Below are 18,267 nucleotides of genomic sequence, written 5' to 3'. Positions count from 1 at the left end.
CATAAAAGAATACATTCTACTTTAAATTATGATACTCCTATGCTATACTTTAAGAAATTAAGGAATACTTAAATGCAATATGTATGGAACCCGTGCAGTATAAATTAAATAAAACTATTGACATACTAGAAATAATATTATAAGGTTTAAACCGAATTAAAAAATTTGAATACATAAACTACTAAAGGATATTATTATGAAAACAAAAGAAGAATTAGTGGAATTTCTAAATAAAAAAATTGAAAACAATCAAAACCTTGAAGATGCTCATAATTATATTTTCTTAAAAGCATATTTAGAAGATATGATAGAAAAAGAAAAAAATGAAAATCAATAAGCAAAGTATTTTATAAAGTTATATAAAAATTATTAGATTAAAATTATGGATATTATACCATATCAAAAACTTCCAGAGAAAGCAAAAAACTTTATAGAAACATATTTTAATGATTATTATGTTTTTAAGACAACATTTACTTCATCATACAGTGTTATATTTAAAGGCGGAAGCTCTGTAAACTTTACTTCAAGAGGTGAATGGACTTCTATTATAGGAAACGGTAATGAGATAGCATTTACTATAATAGAAAAACTTGCTGAAGATAATATTATAGAAAAAGAAGTTATAAATACTATAAAAGAAAAATACGACAACTTTAATATATACAGAATAATAAAAAAGAAAAACAAATATGAAATAGATATCAATAATAATGTTATTATTATTGATATAAAAGGCAGTATATTAAAAAACAAATAAAAATATTATAAATATGTCATGGGGCTATAGATATTGACTTTCCTTGCTGTAATATTTTTTTATTCTTTCAGCAATTAACTCGTTATATCTATGTACTGCTATTATATACTTTCGTTCCAATTTGTTTTTCAAACAATATTCATCAAAAATATTTATTTTAGAAGTATTAAGATAGCGGTATGACAAAGTCTATAAATATTAATATTTTTTATCCGATTCTTTTATATAAATAGCATGATTTCCTCTATATTTTTTCATTATTATTTTCTTGTTATATTGATATAAATGATGTTTTTTTAATATTGTTTCAAAGCTGTAGTCCATATTTATATATTTCTTACCTATTTCAATTACTCTATTAATGACCTTTTTCTTTATTAACCTCATTAAAACTATTTTTTGTTACATACTTATTCTTACAGTAATAATCAGTTCGAATACTAATATTAAATTTAAGAGTCCGCACTCTTTTATTTTTAACTTTATTGATAATTCTACTATCTTTTTTTCTGATTTGTATTATATTGTTTCATAGCTATTCCTTTTTGTTTGTAGTGATAATTTAAATTATAAAGAATATCTATGGCACTTAAACAAAATTGTATAATTTTTTTAGTTGACAAAAAAAATTAAAAGTTGTATACTTACTATAAGTAAAAATATTATTGTTTTACTTGATTGAGCATCTTTATAACTTTATTATATATGCATCAATTTTGGAGTATTTAATAATGAAATATCTAAACATTAACAAATATTCTTCTTCTTCTTCTATCAATGAAGTATCATATCATACATTAGCTCTATTAAGGTGATAGAGTGTATTCTTTTTTTTCAAATAAAAATTAATTATTTTTTCTCTCTTAAACATAAAAAATAATTGATAATATTCATAAAACTTACAATAAACAAAAACATATTAATGGATTATTATTTTAAGTATTAATTTATCATTAAAGGAGTAAATTATGACAGGTTCATGGCTTATGGATTATTTTATTTACGGCTGTGTAATATTAATGATAGTGCCTATTACAGCATGTATTTTAAGAGCTTTAAAAAATAGTAAAAAAATTAAAAAATAGTTATTTAGGAGATAATAAAAATGATTACAAATTGGATTATATTGATAATTTCTTCTATTGCCCTTATAGCAATAGGTTACTGGTCGCAGTTAAAAATTAAAGAGGGAGCTTCAGAGGGATTTTTACTAGGGGCTAAATCAATAGGTGCTTTTGTGGGAGCAGGAACTCTGATGGCTACAGGATACAGCGGCTGGGGATTTATAGGATCTCCAGGTACAACGTATGCATACGGAGCTATAGAGATATTTGCTAATTTCTTCTTTGCTCCTGCTATTACTTTCGGAACTTTATTTTTTGCAGGCTTTATGAGAAACAGAGCTGAAGAAAGCGGCGGATTTACCGTACCAGAATATATTGCTAAAACTCATCATGGCAGTGATAAACAAAAAAGAATAGTTCATGGTTTCGGAGGAGTTGCTACTTTTGTATTTTTATCTGTTTATATAATAGGTCAAATAAGAGCTATAGGTTTAGTTGGCTCTCAATGGCTCGGAATATCTGAACATACTGCTTCAATTATATTAATGATTGTAATAATTATATTCACTGTTCAGGGCGGACTTTTGGCTGTTGCTATAACTGATACTGTAATGTGTATAGGAATGTTAATTGCTTCTATAATAGTTTATTTAACTATTGTAAAAGATATACCTATGCTTGAACTTATTCAAAAAGTAGGAGAAATAAAACCAGAGTTTATTAATCCGGAAACTTCTGTTCCTTACGGTAATGCTAAATACAGTGTATTTTTAGTTTTTATATATGCATTTTTATTTACTACAACCCTACCCTACATGTCTGTAAGATTCTTGTCATTTAAGAAAAATGTAAATATACCTTTAATGTCTTTATATATGGCACCTATGGGTATAATATTAAGTTTAGTACCTATAGCAGGACTTTATATGTTTTATAAAAACCCTAATTTACAAAACCCAGACAGTGCTATGCCTGTATTTTTAACAACATATCTTCACCCTGCAATAGGAGGTATGATAATACTATTTATATTATTTGCTATGCTTTCAACTATAAGTTCTGTCTTACAAGCCCTAGCCTCTTCGCTTTCGCATGATTTGGTAGTATCTATTACAAATAAACCAGAAAAAAGCAGCCCTATGACTAACAGACTTGGAGTAATATTTACTGGGGTATGGGGACTTATACTTACATATCTTGCCCCTCAGGGAATGCTTAATAAAATAGCATATATAGGAACAGGCGGACTTATAGCTATGTTTGTAGGTCCTATAATGATGAGAACTATTGTAAAAGCTAATATTACATCTGCACTTTTATCTATGATTGTGGGGTTAATAACAAGCACTATATTTATATTAAAACTTAATATAGGCTGGGTAGAAGCTCCTATATTTGCAGGGCTTATAGGTTCTGGTGTTTATATAGTATATGGTTTTTTAGCTAATGGCATGAAAAGAGTACCTGAAGAAGATAAAATAAAAAAGAGTGAGAATAATATCCAAACTGACAGCAAAAAAATAGAAGAAGCTGAAGATACTATATAAAAAACGTATTAACTATATATAAAAAATTAAGCAGATGTAACTTTAATGTATACTTCTGCTTAATTTTATTTTATAAATGTATTATCAGCTTTTCCCATATGACATACCTAACGGTACTTCCTTCGGTCGCAGGCGTACAGCGTCATAAAAGAACTGGGGGCTACGTAACACAAGCGTGGTTGGCAAAGCCCAGCAAATATCAAAATTTAAAAAATTAATTTTTTACAAAATATAATTGTTTAGGTATATATTAAATTGTAATATCTGTCTATATGCTCATTATCTAAGTTTTAATCAACTAATAACTTTATTAAAAAATTATTAGATAATTAAAACTTAATAAAAATTAATCTTTATACCAAGAAGGCGTATTATTTTTCATTGCTGAGTTATCAAACATATCCCTCATACGATTAGGCTCTGCTTTGTATACATTCCAAGATTCTAAATTCTGATTAAAACTTTCAGCTTCACAAAATACAGAGTTCATATATTCTACATTGGAAACGTCCCAATTATCCAAAGGCTGATTAAATGATGAAGCATAATGAAACATCTGACTAATACTTGTAACATTAGAAACATTCCAATTATTAAGAGGCTGATTAAAACTTTTAGCACTATCAAACATCATTGACATATCTTTAACATTACTTACATTCCAATTATCTAAAGGCTGATTGAAACTAGAAAATTTAAACATAGCTTCCATATTAATAACATTAGACACATTCCAACTATTTAAAGGCTGATTAAAACTTTTAGTAAAGCAAAACATTAATGACATATCTTTTACATTAGATACATTCCACTTGTCTAAAGCACTATTAAAATTAACAGCTCCTTGAAACATGCTGCCCATATTTTCAACATTAGAAACGTCCCAATCATTAATATTTTGATTAAAACTTTCAGCATAATAAAACATTGATGACATATCTTTAACATTACTTGCATTCCATTTATCTAATGGCTGATTGAAACTTTCACAATTAGCAAACATAGCTCTCATATTAACAACTTTAGATACATTCCAATCATTAAGCGGAGAATTAAATTTTTTACATTTTTTAAACATAGAACTCATATTCTCAGCTTTTGAAACATCCCAGCTCTCAATATTATGATTAAACGCTAATGCTCCTTCAAACATACTTTCCATATTCACTACATTAGATACATTCCAAGTTTCTATACCGTCAAACTTTTTTAATTTAGAACCTTTAAAAAGATTACTCATATCTGTTATTAAAGAAGTATCTATTTTATCAAGTTTTGTTTTTTCTGATATTAGTTTTATTAATTCATTTTTGTTTTTTGGCTGATGCATTTTACTTTGCTTACTATCTTTTTTATCTTTTTTGGTTTCTGATTTCTTTTCTGATTTTTCTAATTCTTTATACTCTTTTATAATATCTTCTTTATTATCAATTAATTCCTTTAATTCTTCATAATGCGTATTTTCTAATTTTTTTATAATATCAGCTACAGATTTTTTATTATATTTTAATCCAAGTTTATAAACTTCTTTTTTATCAAATTTATTTGTAATTTCTTCGAGATTTGCTGCAGCAGATTTTGAGCTTTGAAAAGAATATATTTTTAAAACTAAATCTAATGAAACATTATTAAAAATTCTATCAAATTCTTTAACCTTTTTAAAATTCCAATTTTTAATATTATCTTGACTAAAAGATAAAGCATTAAAAAAAGCTTGATTCATATATTCTATTTTTTCTGTTTTCCAACTGTTTAAATCCTGATTAAATGAAGAGGCATTATAAAACATATTTACTATACTTTTTAAATTAGAAGTATTCCAATTATTAAGAGGCTGATTAAAATTAGAAGCTCTTTCAAACATATTATCCATAAATTCTACATTAAAAATATCCCAATTATTTAAAGGCTGATTAAAATTTGAAGCTCCAAAAAACATACCATTCATAGAGTCAACTTTAGAAGTATTCCAATTATCCAAAGGTTCATTAAATATTATACAGCCGTAAAACATTTCTCTCATACTTATTACATTAGAAACGTCCCAGCTATTGATATTTTGATTAAAACTTTCAGCATTCTTAAACATCTCCATCATATATTGAACATTAGAAGTATCCCATTTATCTAATGGCTGATTAAATGTTTTAGCACCGCAAAACATAGCAGACATAACTGTAACATTAGATACATTCCAATCATTTATATTGTGATTGAAATTAACTGCATTTTTAAACATACCGCTCATACTTGTTACATTAGAAATGTCCCAAGTTTCTATACCTGAAAAATCTTCTCTTATATTATTAAAAAATAAAGTACTCATATCTGTTATTAAACTTGTATCTATATCTCCTAAATAAATACTTTCATCTTGTATTAAAGTTCTTAATTCTTCTTTAGTTTTTGGCTTAAATTGTTTTTCCATTTTCTTCTCCATATTGTTATATTCGCCTACGCTTTAATATCTAATAACTTTTCAGTTATTAGATGCTTCGGCTCATTTGTCATCGTTATATTAGCCTACACTGTTAAATTTATTATTGTACCAAATTTTCAAGCATTAAAATAGAACCAAACATAAATCTATCAACTAAATCTTTATTATTTTCTGATATATTTAATATTTTTAATACTATTTCTATCATATCTCCAAAGTCAGCATTATCTCTGCTAATACCATTTGTTGATATATCCAATGCTAAACCGCTTACTTTCTCTTCAAATTTATATCCATCAATTGTGTAATAATCTTCATAATATTCATTAAAAGGATATTTATTAACAAAATTTTTTAACTTATATAATTTATACTCATCATTATATGAATAAAATTCTTTTTCTAAATCATCAATAACTCTTAATTGCTTAATAGGCTGAACAATCTCATAATCTGATAATTGTTTTTTCCATTTCTTTATAATATCATTGTCCATTTCATTTACGTATGCTAAACTAATAGAATTATTTTCATTGATTTTTACTTCTTTATCATCATAATCAGTAAAACTTCCATCATCTAAATATCTGAATGTTGTTAAAAACAAATTATTTTCATCATATAAGTTCCAAATTAATTTAACAGCATACCTATTAAAAAAATAATTATCTATATAAACAGATTTCCAAAAATTATAAGAACATTTTCTTCCATTCATTAAAAGATATATCATTTTATCCCTTTGACTTTTTACAATATTTTTTATTTCCTTTTTAATAAAAGTTATTTCTGATTTTAACTCTTTAGAAAAAGTTTTAGGTGCTGTTTTTAATTCTTTATTATTATGCATAATATGAAAATCTATATTATCATCAATAAAGAGTTTATATTCTTTATCTTCAGCATATACTATTCTCTCGCCATTTTTATCAAGATTAAAATCAGGAACTAATAAATCATCTAATTCATATCTTTCAACTTTCATTCTATTAGCTATAGTTTCAAGTGCTAATTCGGCTGCATTTTTTATACTTTCTATTTTTGATTTTAAAGATGTATCGCAAAGTAATTTTAATGCATATTTATTTTGATTTAAAGCTAAAATATAAACATAGTATGAACGAGGATAAAATTCTTTTTTTAAACTTTTTACATAATCTTCTACTATTTTACCATCTCCATATATACCGCAAATAATTCTTGAAGCTAATTTACTTCTGTCGCTTAAAAATATTTCATAAGATGCACTTCTAAAACTTTCTATATCAAGCAAATTAATAATGCTGTCAATAATTTCTAATCTTACAACATTATCTTTAACTTTTAAATAACTTCCGTAAATAAACCTAATCATTTTTAAACTTATTTTTGTTTTTCTATCTTTAGTAAAGATAGTATATTTATCATCTATAAATTTTATGCTTTTATCAAATGACTTATCATAGTTATTATTAACATATTCTTCTGCTTCTTTTATATTTTGAAAATATGCATTTTTATTATTATTATCTTCCGCTTCATCTTTAAGTTCATTTTCAAAATCTTTTTCTAATTTTGAAACAAAAGAAATAATTTTTCTATTAATTGAATTTTTTAAAGTCTTATGCCATAATTTAACATCTACCTTTTGTAAATTTTCATCTTCATAATATTTATCATAAAATAAATAGCATAATAAATTAATAGGTTCTTTTTTAGAATATATTTCATCAAGCATTTCTTCTGGTAATATATAATCAATATCTTCTTTTATATGATCAAAATTCCATTTATGAGGAATTATTTTAAAACTATCAGCACGATTAAATATAAAACTAATACTTTTTACCTTGCTTATATCCCAATTATTTAAATCCTGATTAAAACTTGAAGCATTAGCAAACATAAAGCTCACATGTTTTACACTCTTTATATTCCAATTACTTATATTTTGATTAAAGCTTGAGCATCCATTAAACATAGAATTCATATTTGTTACTTTTGAAACATTCCAATTACCAATGTCTTTATTAAAAGATTTGCATTCTTGAAACATATTGCTCATATTTTCAACATTAGAAGTATCCCAATTATTTAAAAGCTGATTAAATTTAACACAGCCGTCAAACATTCTTGCCATATCTTTAACTTTATTAGTATTCCAACTATTTAGAGGCTGATTAAATTCTTTGCATCCTTTAAACATACTGCTCATATTTTCAACATTAGATACGTCCCAAGTTTCTATACCTGAAAAATCTTCTCTTTTACTATTTCTAAATAATTCACTCATATCAGTAATTAAACTTGTATCAATACTTCCAAGATTAATTTTTTCATCTTCTACTAATTTTTTTAATTCTTCTTTAGTTTTTGGCTTAAATTGTTTTTCTGGCATAATAACCTCCCCCTCTTAAAATCAATTTAAATAAAATATTTATTAATGTTAAAAATAAAATTTATAATAAAAAATATTATTCATGCTAAAAACAGTAGAATTATATACTATAAAAAAAGAAATGTAAATAAATACATTATTATTTTATGTTTGATTATTCTAAAATTTATTTATATAGTATTTATTATAATTTTTATCTATGTGAGATATATTGTTAGAGCTGCAAATATAGTGAGCATTAAATCTAAAATAATATTGAAAAAAATATAAGTTGTATTTATACTAGTTTAATAAATATAATAATAAATGAGGGGCTTTTATGACAGTTCAGGAAGAATATTTTGAAAGATTATCTTTAGTTTTAAAAGAAAAGTTTAATAAAAAAGGCTTTGCTTTTGATAGTTTTAGTAATAAAGAAGAGGCAAAAAAGTTTGTATTATCTCTTATAAAAGAAAATGATACTATTACATTTGGAGGCAGTACTTCTGTTAATCAAATGGGTATATTAGAAGATTTGAAAGGATATAAAAATTTTGCTGATAGAAATAATAAAGAATTAAAAGCAGAGGCAGAGATAAAAGCATTTACAAGTGATGTTTATTTATGTTCTGCTAATGCTGTAACAAAAAATGGTGATATAGTATCTACAGACGGTGGCGGAAACAGAGTTGCAGCTACTATTTACGGACCTAAAAAAGTATTTTTGATTGTTGGAAGAAACAAAGTTTGTAATACAGTTGAAGAAGCTGTAAAAAGAGTAAGAAGCATTGCGGCAGGAGAGAATTCTGTAAGATTTAAAGTAGATAATCCTTGCTGCAAGGGGGACATGATTTGCGATGAGGAAAACTGCTATATAGAAAAGAGATTATGTGCTTATACTATTATAGTTAATAAATGCCATATAAAGGACAGAATACATATAATATTTATAGATGAGGAATTAGGCTTTTAATTTTAGACTTGTTTAAAAACTACTTGACAATATTAAATATAAAATTATTTAATTTTTTTAATTAAAAATGTTATGTTTTACATGTTATATAAACTATCATTTTAGTATATAAATATGCAGTCCTTTTGCTTCTTTGGGTCACCAAAAGAAGTGGGGTGTGGGGCAAAGCCCCACTTATAAAATAAAAAATACTAAAAATTAAAATAGTATAATTACCTATTAATTTACTTTTGAAACAAATCTTTTGTTACTTTTATAATTTTTAAAATCAGCAGGCATTTATATTTGTCTGCTGATTTTTTTAGTTTTAAATAAAAAACAAATATAAACTTTTTAATTTTTTTTTGCAAATAAAAAAGGCTTACTAATTTAATAGCAAGCCTTTTTATAAAAATTTTATTTTTTACTGTCCGCTGTTCATAGAAGCTAAATACTGCATTATCTGAAGTCTTCTGCTTTCTACATCTTTATCCAAATTAGCTATCACATCATTAGTTGCCGCTAAAGGCGACATTACTCTTTTGAAGTCATTATATATATTTAAAGCCTCTATAACTTTGTTTTGTTCTATATATATATGACCTATAGCATACAAAGCAAATGCACCGTCCTGATTAAGATCATTAGTATATTTTGAATATGTGCTTACAGCTTCATCATACATTTTGCTGTTAAGATATATATTAGCCAAATCAAATTCAAGTCCTGTTCTTTCGTCTTTTGTCAAATCTCTCATTTTAAGAGTATCAATCAATGTATTTATAGAACTTGCAGTATCTCCTATATTAGCATAAAGTATTGATATATCTTTATTAACAGCTACCATATGCTCTCTTGTTCTTGCTCTTTTTCTAGCCTCTAATTTTGCCCATAGAGTTTCTTCTATATCCTGTCTGTTCTGATATATATAATTAGCATAAGAAGAATAGCTTTCAAAAGTATCTTCTTTCATAGCCTGAGCTTTAAGGTTATCAGCCTGCTGTCTTGTAGTTTTAAGCTGTGCATCTATTCTGCCCATAAACTGTTTTATCTGCTGATAAGTTTGATTCTGTTCTCTTGCAGCATCTCCCATATCTTTTCCTCTGTGGAAAGTTCTTTCTGCTCTAGTAAGTACATCTTTAGCTTTATTTAAATACTCTGACTCTTTATCATAAGGAGTATCTTTTGAGCGTGCCAAATACTCATAAGAAGCAGCCAAATTAAAGTAAGCAGGATAAATAAGTTTTTCTAATTTGATAAGCTCTTCAAACATTGAAGCCGCTCTCTCATAGTTGCCGTCCATAATAGCCTGATTGCCCACAGCAAAGTATACATTAGACATATCAAAGCCTATAGTAAGCATTCTGTCTTCTTCCTGCTTTTTTAAATCCTGAAACTCTGCTATTTTTTGATTAGCTTCATCTCTTGTAATGCCATTTTTAGCAATGTCTCCATTACCCATAAAGCCTAAAAGTTTTTGATATGTTTTTATTCTTCTGTTATACATATCTATTTTAGCAAGAGAATATGAACTTACAAATATCTCTCTAGTTAAGAAATCATAATGCGAAATCTCTTCAGGAGTTCCCTGCATAGTATAGCTGTTCCAATAATCCTCTTCTGTTTTAAACTCTGGGAAAGGAAGTTCATACATTTTTACGAAAGTTATCTCTTCGTTTCCGTCATAAATATTTTTTCTTGCTGCGGAAATTAAGCCTTCATCTAATAATGCATTTAAATCTGCTGCTAGTTTGTCATTCTCATAATCTCTTTTTAAATGTTCTTTTGCAATATCTTTATAGTCATTAACAGTAAGAACTTTAAAGAACTCCAACTCATCAACTAAAGCATATTTTATAGGCTGAACTTTAAATACCAAACCATAAGCCTTAAAGTAGTAATCACCAAGCCTGTAAAGTCCGTCTCGTCTCCAAGCCATATAATAAGGTCTTCCAGACTCTATAAAGTCTTTATCAACAGCATCGCTTATATCTCCAAGCCATCTGCCGTCTGTTTTCATAAGGTTACCGTATATCCTTTCAAATACATTACCTTTCTGGTCATATATTTTCAAATCTGGTCTTCTTCTTTCTACCATAGTATAATATACAAGTCCGAATACTTGGTTATCTCCTCCCTCTGTGGCAAATATAGCATTGTCCGGAAGAGAGTTCATCATATTGTATGAATAGTCATGGTTACTGAAGTCTTTTGAGTTATTGTTACGGCTTAAATTCATAACGAATATAGGTATCATTATTGCAAATATTGCTATAAGTGATATTGCATGATAAGGTTTTAACTTTGTATCAGCATTTTCTTCTTTAGCAGGTTTTAATACATTTTTTATATTAGTATTAAAATATTCCATATACCATTGAAAACCAAAGCCTATTATCACAAGCATATATAAAGTTGCTGGAAGGAAGAATACTTCTACAAATGATAAAGTTCTAACACTTGGAGGAGGATTAGTATATGCCATAAGTGATACGGCAAAACTCAAAAGCCCAAATACTGAGAATATACCTATAAACTTATTTTTCTTAAATATTTGAAATAATCCAGGTATTAAGAACAATAATCCCAAAACTGTTAATTGAGTTTTAAATATATTTATCAAAGCAGATACCTGTTCTGGGTGAAGTATGAATGCAGCAGCAACATCGTTTCCAGAAGTACCGTACTGTTTTCTATGTATCATACTAAATAAATAGCTTAAATTTTCCCAGCCTGAAGGTTCATTTAACTGACCCCAGTTTAGAGGAGGTAAAGCTCTTGCTCTTATAGGCATGTACGCATATATCATAACTCCTACGGCAAGCATTAAAAGCATTTTATAATATGATATTGATATGCCTGTTATAAAGTCATTATCATTATTAAACTTATCTATTTTGCATAAGAAATATCTATAAACCAAGCACCAAACAACTACTAAAAATAAAGGCCAGAATACTAAAAACATTCCCTTATATAAAGTAGGATAGAATGGAGCCTTAAGATTCTGTATCATATCTGGTCTTAAATAAGAACCATTTGCAAGTGCTGTAAATATATCGCTCATTATATTCATATCAGCAAAAGGCTTAAATATTATAGAAAATATTGAGTCATTAGAAGCTACTCCCGGAGGAAAATATAAATAAGCCTCATAATTCATAATAAATCTATAGTATCCGAAACCGCCTATAAACAGCAATACCAAAAATACAAATATTGATATAAATGAAGTTTCTATATGATTAATGTATCTGTCTTTATGTACCAAAAATAATACAATAGCTATAAATAAAAGAGGAGCAAAAGCGAAAGGCAAAGTTACATGGTGATTTGCAAGTGCAACACCATATAGAAATCCGAAAGCCATTAAATATTTATTTCCGTAATAAGGCACTTCATCATCTGCATGTTTCCATACATTTTCAAACCAATAAACAAGTATTAAAAGCATAGAAGCTATTTGAAGTATGTTCAAACTGTAAACTTCCGCCATAGTAGCCTGTGCCCACATATTATCAGATATAGCAAAAGCAACACTTGCAAGTAATGCTGGTATTTGTACTATTGGAGAAAATCCTCTTTCAACTCTGTTTTGTCCCAATACTTTTACCATAATAAGATAGAAGAAAATCATAGCAAATGCTGCACAAGTACCTGAAAACAAATTGGTTCTCCAAGCTATATTTCCTACTGGTATATAAGTGAATAATTTGGACATTAATGTGTAGAAAGGATATCCCGGAGCATGTCCTACACCCAAGAAGTAGGCAGCGGTTGTAAGCTCTCCGTTATCACCTGCTGAAAGTGAAGGAGTTAGCGTAAATAAATACAAAAAGAATGTGAAAAGAAAAGCAACAGCAGCAAATATAGCGTCTATTTTTGAAAGATGATAAGGTTTTATTTCATATCTTTTATAAATAGGTTCCTGATTTTCTTTCTTAGAGAATAATTTAGAAAATATATTTCCGCCGTTTTCTCTATTTACTTTTTCTTTATTAGTTTTTGTATTATTTTTTTGACTACTTTGCAGATTATTAATATATTCTTCTATTAACTCTCTGTCTTTTTCTAATTTTTTTGTAAGCTCATCAATGCTTTTATTTTTATAATTAGCTTTGATGTACTCTTTTTCCAGATGCGAAAGTTTTGCCATTTAGTTATCTACCTCTTTATTAAAATAAAAATTTTTTATATCTTACTTAATTATAGTGACGTATTTTAATAAATAATTTTAAGAATTAAAAGAAATATTTTTTAACAAGTAATATTTAGTTAAAAAATGCAGTCCTTTTGCTTCTTTGGGTCACCAAAAGAAGTGGGGTGCGGGGCAAAGCCCTGCAAAAATAAACTATAGTAGATTATTATATAATAAAATCGCTTATTATTCAAGAATGTAAAAAATATATTTTTATCTCAATTATCTTTTAGTATTGAAATAATACTTGTTTTAAATTATAGTAAAACTATATTTAGCAGTTATATTCAGGAAATAAAATGAAATTCTTAAAAACAAATAGATTAACTATTATACTAATATTCATTATAATTTATTACATATTTTATAATGACTTTATAAAAAATAATAACAATAAAGAAATTAACATTTATAATTTAAATTATATAGTAGAAGATAACTTTATAATAGAAGATAATTATAACACAGACTCTGATATTAAATATCAAAACATAAGAAGATACAGAGATGTTGATCTTGATCTTGAAGAAGATAGAGTATTTATTATGTTCACAGGTTCTCTGATCATAGGTTTTTTACTTAGTTTTATATTATTATCAAAAAATAGCTTACCTAAAAAAGAATTAATTGCTGCCACAATAATACTCATTGTATCTGTTATAATTACAGGGCTAATTATTTTTATAAATTATGAGAATATAAAAAACATATTGGAGTATTTATCTTTACCTATAGGCTTTATAATAGGCTTTTTATTGGGAAGATTATTATTTAAATAAAAATAATATATTTGTTTAAATTTTATTCTAATTCCCCGCCCTTTAGAATTGTTAATCTGTTTTTCCTATTAATTTTATTTGTAATAAGATTTTATATATACTAACAATTTTTAAATTTGTCAATTTTTATATTGTTCTTTTTCCCGTCGCACGCCTGCCGAAGGCACTCACAGGAGGCGGACTTCGTCAAAGTTTTTATCCTTCGGATACGCTTCGCGAAAGTGCAAGTATGAAATTAGTACTAAATCATACTAAAATTGTTTTATATGTAATATAAATTATTAATTTAAGCAAAAATATAGTCCTTTTGCTTCTCGCCGTAGGCGGGCTTCGCCTGGGGCACCAAAAGAAGTGGGTGCTGCGTAAGCACACAGCGTGGGTGGCAAAGCCCTGCAGATGTTTAAAATTTAAAAAAATTATTTTTGACAAAATATAGTTGTTTAGGTATATCTTTTAAGCACCCGCCCAAGATTTATTTAAAATTAAAAATTTACTAACCGCACGGTAAGTAAAATTTTATAGTTAATAAGATTTGAATTATAATTAAATTTATATTTTTAGTGTTATTCTGCGTGCGTAGAAATACGCTATAAATTTAAAAAAAATCTTGGGTGGGCAGCTAAAATAACAGATAATATTAAAAAGAAATATAATACAAAAATGACAGTAATAATAAAAAGCCTAAAGGGTGGGCAAATGTAATTAAGTTTTAAAAATTATTCTAATTCCCCGCCCTTTAAGAATTGCTAATCTGTTTTTCTATTAAATCTTATTTAGATTTAAAAGTTTATATTATATTTTTAGCACCCGCCCAAGCTTTATTTAAAATTAAAAATTTACTAACCGCACGGTTAACCGATTATGAAAAAATAATAAAATTAGAATTATTAAAATACTTTATTGTAAGACTTTATTTACCGTGCGTTAATTATCATTTTATTAATACATTATGTAGGTAATGCAAAATAACTTGAAATAAAAATCAATTTATGATAAAAATGTATCAATTTGCAATAAGCACTTTTTAAGAGGTTTATATGAAGATTAGTATATTAGCAGTTGTAGTGATTATCCTTTCTTTTATATTTTATAATGAAATGACAAAACATAATTATAATGTATATAATGCAAATACAATAGAAGAAAATGAAGAAAACATCATTTATAATGGAAACTATATAGTAAGTGATAATGTTATTTTAGAAAATAGTTATAATTTCAATAATAGTATAGAAACTAAAGAAATTCGCCGCAACTACCTCAAATGGAGAGATAGAGAGAATCCTAACGTAGATTTTGAAGAGGATTCAAAAGATTTATTTGTGAGATTAGTAATAATATTTATGGTAGGATGTGCTGTCATAGGTATTTTGGCAGAGATGATTTTTTTTAAAAATTACTCTTATAAATTTTATATTATTGTATTTGCAGTAATTCTTATAATGAGTTTGGCTATTATTTATAAAATACATGGAAACATGGCTATTTTTAATATGAACGGAAGTATTGAAAGCATGATGGAATTATTAGCATTCTTTTTTGGCGGTATACTATCATTTATAGCATTGAGAATTAGTAAATACCTTAGGGATAGTGATAAAAAGAATAAATAATTTTATATATAGTGAACCTATTATAAAAAATAACAAAATTAAAATTATTAAAATACCTTATTTTAATTTTCTCTTTTCAATTCTTTTAATTATATAAATAATTACAATTGTAGATAAAATAAAAATTAATGATATAATTATATAATCTTTTAATGTAATATCCCCGAATAAAACCGAAGCAAAAAGATTGTTATATCCTAATAATAAGTTAGCAATACCTTTTTGAGTTGATAAAGTTGATTTCAAATCATTAGTATAATTATTTGTAATGTTTTGATTATTGATAGCTGTATCATTTATAGCTGAAGGAGCATTAAAAAATGCTGCATATAAAAGAATGAGGAAAAATATTAAAGCAGCAAAAAATGTTTTTTTTATATTATTTTCATTTATATTGAATAATGCTGTTATAATACCAATGGCTATAAATATATATTCATAAATGTTTTCAATGCATTTTATTATAAAAAATTCTGATACTCCCAAAAATGCTATTACTAATATTATAACCATACCCGAACCTAAACCATAACTATCACCTAAAAAATCATCAAGATTCAAATCTCCTTTAATCAATACTAATATTAAAAAAACTATTATAAAAGAGCATAAAAATAATGCCGACATTCTAAATAAATCATTTTCTGGTATATTGATTTTGTATATTAAATTAAAAATTATATCTTTCATAAATATTTTTATTCTCCTTAATTATTAATACTTGGATTTATAATTTGCAAGCAATAAAGCTAATATAATACCAGCCGCTATATTTAAATATTCTTCGGCAGTTATAATATTATCTTTTAGCATAATTAAAGCAAATATAGTAATTAAAATCCATAGTAACGGGAGAAAATTAATTATTAACTCCTTCTTATTTTTTAATCCTTCTTTTTTTATTTTACGAACTGCTAAAATACCAAACAATGCTGATGAAAAGCTGAGAAAAAACATGATTGTAACTCTAAAAAATAAACTCTCTGGTATCCATTCAAATCTCCCGTAATGAAGTCGTCTAGTATATAGAGAATGTATAACTAAATTGAGTAAATCATGTTTTTTATTTTCATTAGTAAAATCATATTTTTGATAATATTTAGCAATCGTTTCTGATTTATTATTTACTACATCATACTTATTTAATATTGCAGGGGCATTAATAACAAACAATATCAATCCTATAAGTATTGCCATAGTAGGTATAATAACAAGAATAGCTCTTATATAAATTTTTTCTTCTCTATCTTTTATTTCTTTTCTTTTTCTCATAATAACTTTATCATTTTTTTATTCTATAATCGTCTGTATTTATGAATATCTTTTTATTAAAATATAATGATTAAGAAAATATAAAACAATACTTTTTTATTTATGATAATATAGACTTTTATAATAGAAAATAAAACTGTATTGTGTAAATTAATAAATGCTAATAAAATATTTAAAAGCATTCTACTTTTTTCATAATCCTATCATCATTTTATTATATATGCTTTTTTTGTCAATACATCAGACTTGTTTCAAAATTTATTAATACTTGCAGTTTTTTGCTTTAATATTTTTTTAATTAAGAAGTTATTTTTCTAATTATAATACAGGCTATAAAACCGAAAATCACTCCGCTGAAAGCTAAATATTCTCTATTACTTTCCATTTTTATTACTATTACTATTAAAAGAAATAGAATTCCAGCCCAAAGTAGCTAACCCTATTAATGTTGATCCTATAGTCTCTCTAATATCTTCTTTTAGTTTTATCTCTTCATTATAATATTTTTGGGCTATAAGTGAGGTAATTATAAGTGATAATATATAAGTCATTGCATATACAAGCAATACTCTCACACCAACAATATTCAAATCCGCTTTTGATCCGCTATATTTAGATGATGAAGTTCCTTTTAATAATAATAATGTTATTATTTTTTGAAGTGTTTCTTCTTTGTCAAAATTGTCAAAATTCGATGCATTAGTTTGTTTATTTATTATTTCTTTTTTTTCTTGTATATTTTTATCAGCCATAGCAAAAATTGTTATTGCAGTAGAAGGTATAATCAAAGACAAGAATAGATATAGTATAAAAACTATTACATTATCTTTGCTGTCATTTTTTTATTTTTAATTTTCATTTTTATTTAAGTACTCTTTAATTAAAATTATTTTATCATATATAGTTTTTCAATTTTAATGTATGCAGTTTTTTTGTCAATACGGTATATACGTTTATTAAATTATATGCTATTAGTTATAAAATTATAATTGTCAAGTAATTCTTTTAATATTTGGTTTATACCAAAATGATTTTGTCAATTTCTATATTTTATATTCTTAAAAAGTACTATCAAGGACAAAATATTTTTTGAAATTATAAACAGATACATTTATATTTAAATAAAAAAATAATGAATACTTAAAATCAATATTATTACTTATATGCATTTATATACTCAATAAAATTAAAATTGCACGGGTTCCATACATATTGCATTTAAGTATTCCTTAATTTCTTAAAGTATAGCATAGGAGTATCATAATTTAAAGTAGAATGTATTCTTT

At 25.8% G+C, this 18,267-nt stretch carries 11 protein-coding genes and 1 pseudogene; 6 read left to right on the top strand and 6 right to left on the bottom strand.

The features are described from left to right. The first annotated feature begins 196 nt into the window (after window positions 1-196). The 3 genes from Q1X91_RS13580 to Q1X91_RS13570 all read left to right on the top strand — a co-directional run bounded on the left by Q1X91_RS13580 (window position 197) and on the right by Q1X91_RS13570 (window position 3,371). A complete protein-coding gene (locus tag Q1X91_RS13580; RefSeq protein WP_300758651.1) occupies window positions 197-337 on the top strand; it encodes a hypothetical protein in 141 nt (46 codons plus the stop codon). A 45-nt stretch (window positions 338-382) separates the two neighbouring features. Then, complete coding sequence (locus Q1X91_RS13575) at window positions 383-760, top strand: PepSY-like domain-containing protein (protein WP_300758648.1); 378 nt, start codon at window positions 383-385, stop codon at window positions 758-760. Window positions 761-1,865: 1,105 nt separating this feature from the next. Next, window positions 1,866-3,371 carry a sodium:solute symporter gene (locus Q1X91_RS13570; protein WP_300758645.1) on the top strand — a complete coding sequence of 502 codons (1,506 nt, stop codon included), beginning with the start codon at window positions 1,866-1,868 and terminating at the stop codon, window positions 3,369-3,371. Window positions 3,372-3,717: 346 nt separating this feature from the next. On the opposite strand, the gene Q1X91_RS13565 is transcribed toward Q1X91_RS13570, so the two are convergent. Continuing rightward, complete coding sequence (locus Q1X91_RS13565) at window positions 3,718-5,811, bottom strand: BspA family leucine-rich repeat surface protein (RefSeq protein WP_300758642.1); 2,094 nt, start codon at window positions 5,809-5,811, stop codon at window positions 3,718-3,720. Between the two features lie 100 nt (window positions 5,812-5,911). Next, window positions 5,912-8,188: a BspA family leucine-rich repeat surface protein gene (locus Q1X91_RS13560; protein WP_300758639.1), complete on the bottom strand. Its 2,277-nt coding sequence runs from the start codon at window positions 8,186-8,188 to the stop codon at window positions 5,912-5,914. 319 nt (window positions 8,189-8,507) lie between these two features. Between Q1X91_RS13560 and Q1X91_RS13555 the strand changes: the two genes are divergently transcribed. Continuing rightward, window positions 8,508-9,140, top strand: coding sequence for a lactate utilization protein (locus Q1X91_RS13555; protein WP_300758636.1), 633 nt, complete (start codon window positions 8,508-8,510; stop codon window positions 9,138-9,140). 403 nt (window positions 9,141-9,543) lie between these two features. Here Q1X91_RS13555 and Q1X91_RS13550 read toward each other — a convergent pair whose 3' ends face one another. After that, a complete protein-coding gene (locus Q1X91_RS13550) occupies window positions 9,544-13,275 on the bottom strand; it encodes a DUF2723 domain-containing protein (protein ID WP_300758633.1) in 3,732 nt (1,243 codons plus the stop codon). 341 nt (window positions 13,276-13,616) lie between these two features. Between Q1X91_RS13550 and Q1X91_RS13545 the strand changes: the two genes are divergently transcribed. Then, window positions 13,617-14,096, top strand: a complete 480-nt coding sequence (locus Q1X91_RS13545; RefSeq protein ID WP_300758630.1) for a hypothetical protein — start codon at window positions 13,617-13,619, stop codon at window positions 14,094-14,096. 1,037 nt (window positions 14,097-15,133) lie between these two features. After that, window positions 15,134-15,709, top strand: a complete 576-nt coding sequence (locus tag Q1X91_RS13540) for a hypothetical protein (RefSeq protein ID WP_300758628.1) — start codon at window positions 15,134-15,136, stop codon at window positions 15,707-15,709. 57 nt (window positions 15,710-15,766) lie between these two features. Here Q1X91_RS13540 and Q1X91_RS13535 read toward each other — a convergent pair whose 3' ends face one another. The 3 genes and pseudogenes from Q1X91_RS13535 to Q1X91_RS13525 form a co-directional block, all read right to left on the bottom strand. After that, a complete protein-coding gene (locus Q1X91_RS13535) occupies window positions 15,767-16,399 on the bottom strand; it encodes a hypothetical protein (RefSeq protein ID WP_300758625.1) in 633 nt (210 codons plus the stop codon). Window positions 16,400-16,423: 24 nt separating this feature from the next. Further along, window positions 16,424-16,981 (bottom strand): hypothetical protein, encoded by a 558-nt coding sequence (locus Q1X91_RS13530; protein ID WP_300758623.1) that lies wholly within the window; start codon window positions 16,979-16,981, stop codon window positions 16,424-16,426. 298 nt (window positions 16,982-17,279) lie between these two features. Continuing rightward, window positions 17,280-17,799: pseudogene (locus Q1X91_RS13525) on the bottom strand (hypothetical protein). Between the last annotated feature and the right edge of the window lie 468 nt (window positions 17,800-18,267).

Origin of the sequence: uncultured Brachyspira sp. (assembly GCF_949287625.1) — a bacterium.
GTDB lineage: Bacteria > Spirochaetota > Brachyspiria > Brachyspirales > Brachyspiraceae > Brachyspira.
Note: the sequence above shows the minus strand (reverse complement) of the source record. Positions and strands in the feature narration are given on the sequence as shown.